Below are 11889 nucleotides of genomic sequence, written 5' to 3'. Positions count from 1 at the left end.
CTCACATTAAACCGGCATATTCATTACATCTTTGTACGCTTCGATTAACTTGTTACGTACTTGTGTCATCGCTTGAAAAGAAACACTGGATTTTTGCCGAGCAATCATGACTTCTGGTAAATCAATGCTAGGGTCGCCTTGTTCAAAGCGTGTTGCCAGTTCACTGGCTTGTTTTTGCTTCATAGCCACATTATTGACGGCGTTTGAAAACATGGTTTGAAAATCTGGTATCGCAGGGTCGCCTTGCACAGACTGGCTGGCTTGAGCCGGATTCACCTGCTGCTGCTGTTGCTGTAACCGCTCAACTTGACGCGCAAGATTGTCACCGGCAATTCGATCACTGCGCAGCTCCGCAGTGGGCGCCGCTTGGCTTGCCTGCTGATCGTGCTGGGCGCGCAACTGCTCTTTAACCTGACGCATTTGCATCAGCACGCTATTAACATCGACACGATTGACCATATGCAGTTACCTCACCGTCATGCGTACGCTTTTTTGACGCTTTAAGGGAATTTTTGTATCTATATTTCTGTCATTGCAAAGCTCTTGCCAATTCTGCCGACACAAAAAAGCCGCCAAGATGACGGCGGCTTTTTAGCTACGAACATACTGCAAACTGAAAAAAGCAGGTTACGCGCTTAACATCGACTCGACGTCAATGCCTTCATCGCGTAAGCGCGCCACCTTATAGCGCAGGGTGCGTGGGCTTATTCCGAGGCGGTCTGCGGCCTCTTTGCGTGACGGCTCTTCACGCAGCGCTTTGACAATCAGTTCGACTTCGCGATTGCGCAAATCACTGCCCAGCTCACCTTCATCCAGCGGCATGGCTGTCGTCGGTTCGTCATCTGCAACCAACTGGCGATGCTTAGGCACAGGAGTGAGCAGTAGGTCCGTATCGCTGATTTGCGGCCCAGATTGCAAAATCAACGCCCGCTGTACCGTATTGTCCAGCTCGCGGACGTTGCCTGGCCAACTATGGCTGAGCAACTTGCGCTCGGCTGATGCCAGCAATACCGGCGTTGGCCGTTTCATTTTGGCGGCATGATGGGCCAGCAGGCGTCGAGTCAGTGGCGCAATGTCACCACACCGCTCGCGCAGTGGCAGCCAGTGCAGTGGAAAGACGCTCAGCCGGTAATATAAATCTTCACGAAAATTACCATCCGCCACGTACTCCGCCAGCTCACGGTTGGTGGTTGCGACAATACGCACATCCAGATCAATGGTTTTTTTGCCCCCAAGACGCTCAACCTGACGCTCTTGCAGCACGCGCAGTAGCTTGGCTTGCAGCCCGAGGTCCATCTCGGTGATTTCATCCAACAATAAGGTGCCGCCGTCGGCTTGTTCAAACTTGCCAGGCATGGATTGATAAGCACCGGTGAAGGCACCCTTTTCATAGCCGAATAACATGGCTTCGAGCATATTTTCTGGAATCGCGGCGCAGTTAATGGCAATGAATGGTCCTTTGCGCCGGCCGGATTGCTGGTGAATGTAACGTGCCAGCACCTCTTTACCAGTGCCGCTCTCACCACTGATTAATACCGTTGAGTCGGTTTCAGCCACGCGTTTGGCCATCTGAAATAGCTGCATCGATGCAGGGTCTTCACACACGGGTTGTGAGTCATCCTCCGCTTGCTGACCACTAAAAGGTTGCAACATGGTGTGCAGCTCATTCAGTTCAAACGGCTTCATCAAATAGTCATGGGCACCGCGCTGCATGGCACTGACCGCTTGGCCGACATCGCCATAAGCGGTCATTAAGACAAAGGGCAGCCAGGGCCGTTCTTGCTTAACCGCGTCCAATAATTGCAGGCCGTCCATTTCTGGCATATTAATGTCAGACAAGACCAAGTCAGGTGACTGACGCCGCAACTGCGCCAGACCATCAGCACCATTGGCGGCCTCACTGACCTCATAACCGGCCAACTCCAGCGAGTCCACCACGGCTTCGCGCAAACTTAAATCATCTTCTACGACCAGAACTTTCATATCAGACTCCTGTTGCTGGTGCGCCGGCGGCAGGTTGAATCAAAGCGGGCAAAACAATGGTGGCAATGGCACCTGGGCCGCTCGGGCGATTAGTCAGTAAAAACTCACCGCGATGGGCTCGTACCACGGCTTGCACCACCGCCAAGCCGAGCCCAGTGCCATTGCTCTTGGTGGTCACAAACGGCTCTGACACCCGCGCCAACAGTGCCTCGCTGATACCAGGGCCGTTATCGGTCAAGTGAATATAAACACCGCCACTATGGCTAGGCGCTAAACTTAAAGTAAGTTGGCACTTACCTTCGCTTGCCTCTAGAGCATTGTTGACTAAGTTCATCAGGCAACTGACCAGCGCATCACGGTTGCAACGCAAACGATGCTGCGGCACAGGAAGCTGGGTAGACAAGTCCACTTGGTGCTGTTTGAGCGGTACTTCCATCGCATTCAATAACTGCTGCTGCAGCTCAGCCAAGGTCAGCTCGTCATTCAGTGGCGCCTCACCACGAGCAAAAATCAACATATCTCGCACCTGGCTTTCCAAGTGCTGTAGCCGCTCTTGCAACTTGCCGGCAAAGCGCTGGCGTTGTTCACGGGTCAGTTCAGAACTCGATAAATGACCGGCATACAAGGTGGCCGCTGACAGAGGCGTGCGTATTTGATGAGCCAGCGATGCCACCATTTTCCCCATTGATGATAAGCGCTGATGCTGGCTCAGACGGGCTTGTAGCTCACGCGTTTGCGTCATATCCGTCAGCAAAATGAGTTGGCCACGTTCGTTGACCATGGCGGCGGTTTGCAGCTGCACCCTCCGGCCATCGACCAAGGAGATTTCATGGCCATCGTCTAGGCGAGGCTTAAAGCATTTTTGGATCAGGCTGCGCCAGCGTTGCCCAACTAGGCTGCTGCTACCAGCGGCGGCGAGCAAAAACTCTTCAGCGGCGGGGTTCGCTTGGCTAACGTAGCCATTTTCATCCAGCAACAAGACACCGGCTGGCATCAGCTGCAGCAGGCTTTCCAAGCGATCGGCGAGGCGCTCTTTTTCTGCCAGCTCGTGCATGCGCTGCGCCGATACCGTCGCCAACTCACCACTCAGCTGTTGCACCCGATTTTCTAGCTGGGTGTAGGAGTCCGTCAGCTGCTGCGACATTTCGGTAAACAAGTTGAAGGCTCTCTTCAGGTCCGCTGGCTCCATCGGAGCCGTACCCGCCGGTAGATCCCACGGCTGAGAATCTGATTCAGCGTCATTTGTATGGCGTACAGCAAGGTTGCTCATAATCACCTCGTCAACTATGCCGATTTTCTGGCATCAAAGTTCAGTTACTAGGGCTTGAGCAAGTTGCGTGCCGTATTTACATCGTCAATAAGATAAAAAAGCGTCAGAAAAAAACACCGGCATATGCCGGTGTCGAGTGGTAGGCGCTGATATTGCACTGGCAGGGGCTGACACTAAGCGGGGTCTTTTTCTTTGCGCGACAAATTGTACTTGCGCATTTTCTCCACCAAGGTGGTGCGACGTATATTTAGCTTTTCAGCCGCGCGAGCGACTACGCCATTGGCATCATCAAGCGCTTGTTGAATTAAAGAACACTCCAAATCCTGCAGGTACTCGCGCAAGTCTAATCCATTCACTGGCAACAAAGCAGGCGAGTCGACGCCGGCTAAACCAGCCTCCTGCTGAGTAACATCAGCAACGGGAGAGGGCAAACCATCTTCGTCTTCGTCCAAATGACGGAATTTTTTCGGCAGCTCGCCAACGCCAACCACACCGTAAGGATGCAAAATCGCCAAGCGCTCGACTAAGTTTGCCAGCTCACGCACATTGCCGTGCCACTCATGTCGGCATAGCGACATGATCGCGGCGGAGTTGAATCGAATGGAACCGCGCTTTTCGTTTTCCATACGTGAAATCAGCTCATTGAGCAGCAGCGGCAAATCTTCGATGCGCTCACGCAAGGATGGCATTTCTATGGGAAAAACATTGAGGCGGTAGTAGAGGTCTTCGCGGAACGAGCCGTCTGCAATCATGCTTTCTAAATTTTTGTGCGTGGCCGCAATAATGCGCACGTCAGCTTTCATGGTTTTATTGCTACCAACCCGCTCAAACGTGTGCTCTTGCAGCACACGTAGAATTTTCACCTGCATATTGAGCGGCATATCGCCAATTTCGTCTAGGAATAACGTACCGCCTTCGGCCAACTCAAAACGCCCCGGCCGACTACTAATCGCGCCGGTAAAGGCCCCTTTTTCATGGCCAAACAGCTCACTTTCTAGGAGCTCAGCCGGAATAGCACCACAGTTCACGGGCACAAAAGGTTTGTTACGACGATAAGAGTGGTAGTGTAGATTGCGTGCGACGACCTCTTTGCCAGTACCAGATTCTCCCTGAATCATCACACTGACATCTTTATCGGCCACTTGCATGATCAACTCACGCACGTGCTGAACCTGCCGGCTGGTGCCGACCAAGCTGCGAAACAGCTGTACCTCGCGGCGCTCACCACGGTTACGGCTGTGACTGTATTGCTCACGATATACTTGGCAGCGGTGCAAGCTATCTAGCAACTGGCTATAGCTCGGCGGCATATCGACGGTAGCAACAATGGCATGGCGCATCGCGTCAGAAGCATCAGGCCCTACAGGCGAGTCTTCCAAGGCCAACAAAGGAATGCCCTTGTCCCACTCCAACAACTCCTTCACCAACGCTGCCGGATCTGAGCAATAGCCCAACATAACGGCATTTACCTTACTGCTGTCTTCGATTTGATCGCTAGCGGCCTCACGCCACTCAGCCGCACTGACCGCGATGCTCTCTTCACCCAAAAAGTCGAGAACGACCTTCAAATCATGCCGCCGCTGCTGATCATCATCGATCAACAGCACTCTAATGTCTCTCCACATGCCAAATGCCTTTGCTGAGCCGCTAGCGACGCCAAGTGCGTCATTGTTTTGACTTGCCTAACTGAATTTAAGTACCCAGCCCAGCACCGGTCAAACAAATGACGCTGAGATTTTTTGTCTCGAAAGGGCTGAATTTACGTCAGTTTTACTGAAGATGTCGCCATAAAACAAGCGACCTTCGTCAAGGAAATGGGGTTTTTTCAAAAATAAAATAGTGAAAAATCAGAAACATAGCTGATTTTATAAAGGCTAAATATCAAGGAATGCAGCGCTGAAGGCTAAGGCCAGCGCCGCAGAGAAATCAGAAAAAACTGTTAATTAACAGGCGTTCAATTTTATCTTTTAATCTGAACTACACAGAAAAACTGTGCCCTGCATCGCGCGGAGATTCCGTATCTGAGGCGGAACTTGGTTGGTTCAAGCCGACGGATTGCAGGTATTCCTGACGTATGCCATCCCAGCCTTGCTTAACTTCCAGCAGCAGCCCCATAACTTCATCGATCATATCTAGATCGTTGTGCGCTGTAGCCTGCAACAAGCGACGATTCATATAATCGTAAAGGCGCTCTAAATTGGAGGAGATTTCCCCGCCTTGCGAGTGATCTAGGCTCGACTGCAGGGTTTGAATGATTTCCATCACTCGGCCCAGTAAGTTGGCCTTCGTATCCATCTCGTTGCGTTCTATCGCCCCCTTAGCTTGCGCCATGCGTGTGAGCGCCGCTTCCATCAATAATTGAATTAAACGATGCGGGTCCGCATCCAGCGCCTCGGAGGAGCTGTTAACTTGCTGATACTGCCGGGCACCTGAGTGATACATACCAATGTCTCCTGCACATGCATATTGTCGCCTGTGCTGATGATATCGGCCTGCGTAAAGCAGACTTTAGGGATGGAGCTATCACAGTAGCAAAAAACTACCACAAGGCTTCGCCGCCAGCAGCGGCAAACGGCGGCATGGCCTTGCCGAAAACACTTCAAAATCCAGCCAAAAGCCATATAAATCAACAACTTAAAAACTGGCACAAAGGCTGCTTAGCACACTCTGTGAATTCTATTCTGGTGGCAGAGGCCCGGCACTATGGCGACGGCAAACTTACATTTGATCGATCAGGCACTCAGCCCTGAGCAACACCGCCACCTGTATGAGCTGGCCAGCAAGCTCTACAGTGATGCACACCCACGCAATGACCGAGCGTTGCTGCAAGAAGCTGCCTATTTAGCCCGCCAAGCCAACAGCGCACGGCCAGATTACATCCCAGGCATTAACCTACTGTGTCGCATTGAGCTGCGGCGCTCGAGATTGCACCAAGCACGGCAGTGGGTCACCCAAGGCTTAGCCGTTAAACCTGACAGTGTCAGCCTGCTCTATAGCGCCGGTCATGTGGAGCTAACCGCAGGGGATCTCGACGCCGCCGAGCAGTATTTTGAACAAGCCGCCAAAATCTCCCGCTCCGCCACCAAAGCCGCGCATTATCTGGCCCACGTCAAACTGCTCAAAGGCGAGTATGTGGCAGCATTTCAGCAGTTTCGCGAGTTGGCACGCACCGGCCACCCCAGTCGTACGTTGCGTAGCCAGCTATTTGATGCCGCCGCACACATTGTGGCTGACTTTTACGCCGAGGAAATGGAGCAAGATCTACTGCGCTTTCTCGACTTCAATGACGTTGATTACAGCCAGCTGCGGCCACTGGCGACCTCCCTACTGCGCCACAAACTTAAGTTGTCTGAAGCCGGTTGCCCGCTAGCACTGGATAACATCGCCAATGATCCTTTGCTGTTGCGCTGCTTAGAGTGTTTCTATTTCACCGACCCCGTGTTTGAGCGCTTGTTCGTGACACTGCGCCAAACGCTGCTGTTTAGTAGCAGCCGCTCACTTGCCATTGCCGAGCCAATGCTGCCATTGGTCAGCGCTCTGGCACACCAGTGCTGGCTGAATGAAGGCGTGAGCTATATCAGTGACAGCGAAGAGCAACTCCTGCAACAGCTTGATCAACTGAGTCAGCGCATGCTCGCCAGCGATGCGCTGGAGGGGCCCGACCTGTACCCAGTGCTGATACTGCAGTGGATGTATCGTCCCGCCAGTCAGTGTCAACATTTCGCCACCTTGCAGCAACGTCAACTCCAGCACTGGCCTCACTGGCTTCAACAACATTGGCAACAGCAAGTAGAAGAACCTCTGCAGTTGACGCGCATCGCCGCGCAGCTACCTTCCATTGGCATGCTGAGCGATCGCACCACCGCAGCGGTCAAAGCTCAATACGATCAGCACCCTTACCCACGCTGGCGTGATATTGGCTATAACCAGCCCAGCCATTACTGGAGCGCACTGGAAGCCACCTTTCCGAGTCAGCTGGCAGGCTTAAATCAACGCCCTGGGCCTATTCAGGCGCTGGTAGCCGGATGCGGCACCGGCCGCCATGCCATTCGGCTGGCGCATTATTTTTATCAGATGCAGGTCACGGCCCTCGATATCAGCCACAGCGCCTTGGCCTATGCCAAACGTCAAGCTGAGCATTACGGCGAACGTCACATTGATTTTGTGCAGGGAGATTTGCTCGCAGTAGAGCGTTTGGGTCAGCAGTTTGATCTAATTGAGTGTTCTGGCGTGCTGCACCATATGCAGCAGCCAGAAATGGGGCTAAAGGCGCTCGCGCAGCAATTGCGTCCCAATGGTTTTATCAAGGTTGCACTTTACAGCCGCACAGCCAGGCGAGCCGTCACACAATTACGACAACACTTGGCCGAGCAACGTCCACAAAACAATCAAGACATTCGCCTAGTTCGCGAGGCGCTGTTGCAACAAGCCATTGAAGGCGACTGGCACAGCCTAATTCAGTCACCAGATTTTTATAGCTTGAGCGCCTGTCGAGATCTATTGTTTCACACCCAAGAGCTGGTCTTCGATTTGTCGCAACTGCTGCAACTGGCGGAGCAAACGCAGTTGGAGTGGGTCGGTTTAATCCCGCCCCCCAGCGCCGAGTCTCTGGCACAACGCCACTTTGGTTGTCATGCCCATCAGCTGACGCTAAGCCAATGGCAACAACTGGAGCAGCAACAGCCACAACTGTTTGCCGGCATGTACCAGTTCTATTTGCACAAACCGGCACAACCAACACTCGCTGGTATGTAACTCATAGCTGCCAGTTAATCGGCGCTAAGCCTTGCTGCTGCAAATAGTCATTGATGCGCGAAAATGGGCGGTTACCAAAAAAACCGCGATGAGCAGATAAAGGCGAAGGGTGCACAGACTTCAGCACCAAATGACGCTGAGTATCAATCACCGCGCCTTTTTTTTGCGCATAACTGCCCCACAATACGAACACCAACCCTTGGCGCTGCTCATTTAATGCTTGAATTGCAGCGTCGGTAAAGCGCTCCCAGCCTTTGCCCTGATGCGAACCGGCTTTCGCCTGCTCTACTGTGAGTGTGGCATTGAGCAACAGCACGCCTTGGTCAGCCCAAGGCGTTAAATCGCCACTGCCAGATAAGGCGATGCCTAAATCCTGTTGTAATTCTTTGAAGATATTTTTAAGCGATGGCGGCAGTGCGATGCCAGGTTGCACTGAAAAACTCAAACCATGCGCTTGGCCAGGGCCATGGTATGGATCCTGACCAATAATCACTACTTTTACCTGCTCAAACGGTGTGTGATTAAAGGCATTAAATATCTGCGGCCCGGGTGGGAAAATGGCTTTGCCCGCTGCTTTTTCTGTTTTCAAAAAGTCGCGCAGCTGCTGCATATAGGGTTGTTGCAGCTCTTCACCTACTACCTGTTGCCAGGATGGATGCAAGGCTCCGGCTTTTGTCATTTGCATAAATCTTTTACCCATAAAAAAGGTGGGCATTGCCCACCTTAAACCTCAATCTGACAGGTTTATTCCGCTTCCGGCTTCATATGCGGGAACAGAATGACATCTTTAATGGTATGACTGTTAGTAAACAACATCACTAGACGGTCGATACCGATGCCTTGGCCCGCCGTTGGCGGCAAGCCAAACTCAAGCGCACGTACATAGTCTTCATCAAAGTGCATGGCTTCATCGTCGCCTGCATCTTTTTCTTCTACTTGCTTGCGAAAGCGTGCTGCTTGATCTTCGGCGTCATTTAATTCCGAAAAACCATTCGCCAGCTCGCGTCCACCCACAAAAAACTCAAAGCGATCGGTAACAAATGCATTGGCATCGTTACGGCGTGCCAGCGGCGACACTTCCCATGGATATTCAGTGATAAACGTCGGCTGATCTAGCTCATGTTCAGCCGTTTCCTCGAAAATTTCTGTCACATATTTACCAGCACCCCAAGCTTTTTGTGCCTCGGATTCTTTCACGCCGACTTGCTTGGCGTACGCTTTTAATTGCTCCAGATTGTTTTCCGGATCGGCAAAGACTGCTGGATCAAAGTCTGGGTTGTACTTCAATACCGCTTCCACCATGGTCATGCGCTGGAACGGCTGACTGAAGTCGTACTCTGAATCACCATAAACCAGCGTTGTGGTACCCAAGACATTTTCGGCAATGGAGCGCAGCATGTCTTCGGTCAGGTCCATCAGGTCATGGTAAGTTGCGTACGCCTGATAGAACTCAATCATGGTGAACTCTGGGTTGTGACGCGTACTCAGACCTTCGTTGCGGAAGTTACGGTTGATTTCGAACACCTTATCGAAACCGCCCACCACCAAACGCTTCAAATACAATTCTGGCGCGATGCGCAAAAACATATCAATGCCGAGGGCATTGTGATGGGTCTCAAACGGTTTGGCCGTTGCGCCGCCAGGAATGGTCTGTAGCATCGGCGTTTCTACTTCAATGTAGCCGCGCTGTGACAAATAAAAGCGCATGCTTTCAATGATTTTCGAGCGCACCATAAAAGTTCGACGGGTGTCTTCGTTGATGATCAAATCAACATAGCGTTGACGGTACTTGAGCTCCTGATCCGCCAGACCGTGGAACTTATCCGGCAATGGGCGCAATGACTTGGTCAGGATACGAAAATCGCTGATTTCTTCGATGGCAACGTACAGCTCGCCCTTACCAGATTTTTGCAAGGTGCCGGTGCCGCCGACGATGTCGCCGATATCAAGCAGCTGCCAAGCTTCGCTTTCTTTTTGCAATGGCTTGGCCATGTAGAATTGAATGGCACCGGTGGCGTCCTGAATACCAACAAAGGGGCCACCACGACGCATAACGCGGCCGGCGACAGAGACACGAATTCCTTCTGCCGCCAGCGTGTCTTTATCTTTGTCTCCGTGTTTATTTTTTAACTCGGCGGATAAATGCTCACGACGAAAGTCGTTAGGGTGGCCATTGGCATTACAGCCCTGGCGCAACTGGGCCAACTTGGCACGGCGCTCAGCGATCAGCTTATTTTGTTCCTGAATTTGCTCAGTTTGAGTCGTGTCTGTCATGGGTCTGCCTTAAGTGCGGTTCATCCGCAGAAATACGTTTTCAGAGGCCTTTTTTCAGGCTGGCTTCAATAAAGGGGTCTAAATCGCCATCCAGTACCGCTTGGGTATTACGATTTTCAACACCCGTACGCAGGTCTTTAATGCGCGCGTCATCCAGTACGTAAGAACGAATCTGACTGCCCCAACCAATATCCGATTTGGTGTCTTCCAGCGCTTGCGCTTCGGCGTTGCGTTTTTGCAGCTCCAGCTCATACAACTTGGCTTTCAACTGCTTCATTGCCTGATCTTTGTTCTTGTGCTGCGAGCGGTCGTTCTGACACTGGGTGACGATGCCAGAAGGCTCGTGGGTAATACGTACCGCTGATTCCGTGCGGTTAACGTGCTGACCACCGGCACCAGAGGCGCGGTATACATCGATGCGCAAATCCGCCGGATTGATGTCAATTTCGATATTGTCATCGACTTCAGGCGAGACAAACACCGAGGCAAACGAAGTATGGCGGCGATTGCCTGAGTCGAATGGGCTTTTACGCACCAAGCGATGAACACCGGTTTCAGTGCGCAACCAACCATAGGCATATTCACCTTCGATGCGAATCGTCGCGCCTTTAATACCGGCCACTTCGCCTTCAGAGACTTCCATCAGCTCGCCTTTAAAGCCATGGTTCTCGATCCAACGCAAGTACATGCGCAACATCATATTGGCCCAGTCCTGAGCCTCGGTACCGCCCGAGCCGGACTGGATCTCCAGATAGGCGTTATTGGCATCCAGCTCACCGGAGAACATGCGGCGAAACTCCAGCGTTTCCAACTCTGACGTCAACGCTGCCAGCTCCGCCTCCACATCGGCGACTGAGTCTTCGTCGTCTTCCTCAACCGCCATATCCAGCAAGTCACGGGCATCTGACAGACCGCCATCCAAGTTTTGAATGGTCTTTACCACAGCCTCTAACTGTGAGCGCTCACGCCCCAACTCCTGCGCCCGCTCTGGCTCGTTCCAAACATCCGGCTGAGCCAGCTCTTGCTCTACCTCTTCTAGGCGCTCAAGTTTGGTAGCGTAGTCAAAGATACCCCCTAAGCACGTCGGTGCGCGCTTTCAGGTCTTTGATGGTTTCTAGGATCGGATTGATTTCCAAGGTAACACCTTTAATGGTTGGCCGGCCGCGCCCGTTGAATGGCATACACCCGGGTAACACAGAGAAAGGCGGGCATTTTACCCAACTGCGGCGCCGGATGCGACAGTCACCCCAGTTGATGACGGCCCCCTCAGTTGATGGGGAGGTAGATGGCCGCCAAAAAACTCGCAAAACTTATTGCAAATCTTTCGCATTAACACTAGTATGCAGTTATCAGTCGTGTGTAATTGCCATTCCGCACCTGCGGAAGCCATCGAATGAGTGCTGCGCCATGTATGTTTGCCTTTGCAAAGCCGTGACCCAACAGCAAATTGAAGACGCCGTCGACCAAGGCCATAGCTATGCCCAGGTTCGTCAGTCGCTTGGAGTTGCCACCGACTGTGGTTGCTGCGGCCAAGTTGCTAAACAATTGATTCGTGAACGCACAGAATCCCTGCCCGTTTGTGAGTTTGCCGCTGCCAGTTAACACGG

The 11889-nt window shown here is 52.4% G+C and carries 11 protein-coding genes; 3 read left to right on the top strand and 8 right to left on the bottom strand.

Annotated features, from left to right (window positions below):
• Window positions 1–6: 6 nt before the first annotated feature.
• The 5 genes from fliE to fliS all read right to left on the bottom strand — a co-directional run bounded on the left by fliE (window position 7) and on the right by fliS (window position 5695).
• Window positions 7–459, bottom strand: coding sequence for a flagellar hook-basal body complex protein FliE (fliE, locus tag IE090_RS05505; protein WP_229815492.1), 453 nt, complete (start codon window positions 457–459; stop codon window positions 7–9).
• Window positions 460–627: 168 nt separating this feature from the next.
• Window positions 628–1983, bottom strand: a complete 1356-nt coding sequence (locus IE090_RS05500; protein WP_189387341.1) for a sigma-54-dependent transcriptional regulator — start codon at window positions 1981–1983, stop codon at window positions 628–630.
• A gap of 1 nt (window position 1984) precedes the next feature.
• Complete coding sequence (locus IE090_RS05495) at window positions 1985–3253, bottom strand: sensor histidine kinase (protein ID WP_229815489.1); 1269 nt, start codon at window positions 3251–3253, stop codon at window positions 1985–1987.
• A 173-nt stretch (window positions 3254–3426) separates the two neighbouring features.
• Window positions 3427–4878 carry a sigma-54 dependent transcriptional regulator gene (locus tag IE090_RS05490; RefSeq protein ID WP_189387340.1) on the bottom strand — a complete coding sequence of 484 codons (1452 nt, stop codon included), beginning with the start codon at window positions 4876–4878 and terminating at the stop codon, window positions 3427–3429.
• 352 nt (window positions 4879–5230) lie between these two features.
• The gene (gene fliS, locus IE090_RS05485; RefSeq protein ID WP_189387339.1) at window positions 5231–5695 is read right to left on the bottom strand and encodes a flagellar export chaperone FliS; all 465 of its coding nucleotides are present in this window, start codon (window positions 5693–5695) and stop codon (window positions 5231–5233) included.
• 17 nt (window positions 5696–5712) lie between these two features.
• Here fliS and IE090_RS05480 point away from each other — a divergent pair, with 17 nt between their 5' ends.
• Together IE090_RS05480 and IE090_RS05475 are read left to right on the top strand one after the other, a co-directional pair.
• Window positions 5713–6003: a hypothetical protein gene (locus IE090_RS05480; RefSeq protein WP_189387338.1), complete on the top strand. Its 291-nt coding sequence runs from the start codon at window positions 5713–5715 to the stop codon at window positions 6001–6003.
• Window positions 5957–8008, top strand: coding sequence for a class I SAM-dependent methyltransferase (locus tag IE090_RS05475; protein WP_189387337.1), 2052 nt, complete (start codon window positions 5957–5959; stop codon window positions 8006–8008). The genes IE090_RS05480 and IE090_RS05475 overlap by 47 nt, the downstream gene beginning before the upstream one ends.
• 1 nt (window position 8009) lies before the next feature.
• Here the strand turns inward: IE090_RS05475 and ung are convergent, their stop codons facing one another.
• From ung to prfB, 3 genes are all read right to left on the bottom strand, one after another.
• Complete coding sequence (gene ung, locus IE090_RS05470; RefSeq protein WP_373296407.1) at window positions 8010–8687, bottom strand: uracil-DNA glycosylase; 678 nt, start codon at window positions 8685–8687, stop codon at window positions 8010–8012.
• Window positions 8688–8752: 65 nt separating this feature from the next.
• Window positions 8753–10282: a lysine--tRNA ligase gene (gene lysS / locus IE090_RS05465; RefSeq protein ID WP_189387335.1), complete on the bottom strand. Its 1530-nt coding sequence runs from the start codon at window positions 10280–10282 to the stop codon at window positions 8753–8755.
• Window positions 10283–10322: 40 nt separating this feature from the next.
• Window positions 10323–11463, bottom strand: a protein-coding gene (gene prfB / locus IE090_RS05460) for a peptide chain release factor 2 (RefSeq protein ID WP_189387334.1) whose coding sequence is annotated in 2 segments (ribosomal slippage) — window positions 10323–11345 and window positions 11347–11463 — 1140 coding nt in all. Because the reading frame shifts where the segments join, the coding sequence is not laid out codon by codon here.
• A gap of 226 nt (window positions 11464–11689) precedes the next feature.
• Here prfB and IE090_RS05455 point away from each other — a divergent pair.
• Window positions 11690–11884, top strand: coding sequence for a (2Fe-2S)-binding protein (locus tag IE090_RS05455; protein ID WP_189387333.1), 195 nt, complete (start codon window positions 11690–11692; stop codon window positions 11882–11884).
• Window positions 11885–11889: the final 5 nt, after the last annotated feature.

It is taken from the genome of Bacterioplanes sanyensis (assembly GCF_014652515.1).
Classification (GTDB): Bacteria; Pseudomonadota; Gammaproteobacteria; order Pseudomonadales; family Oceanobacteraceae; genus Bacterioplanes; species Bacterioplanes sanyensis.
The sequence above is the reverse complement of the archived record's forward strand: the minus strand, read 5'-3'. Positions and strand labels throughout refer to the sequence as shown.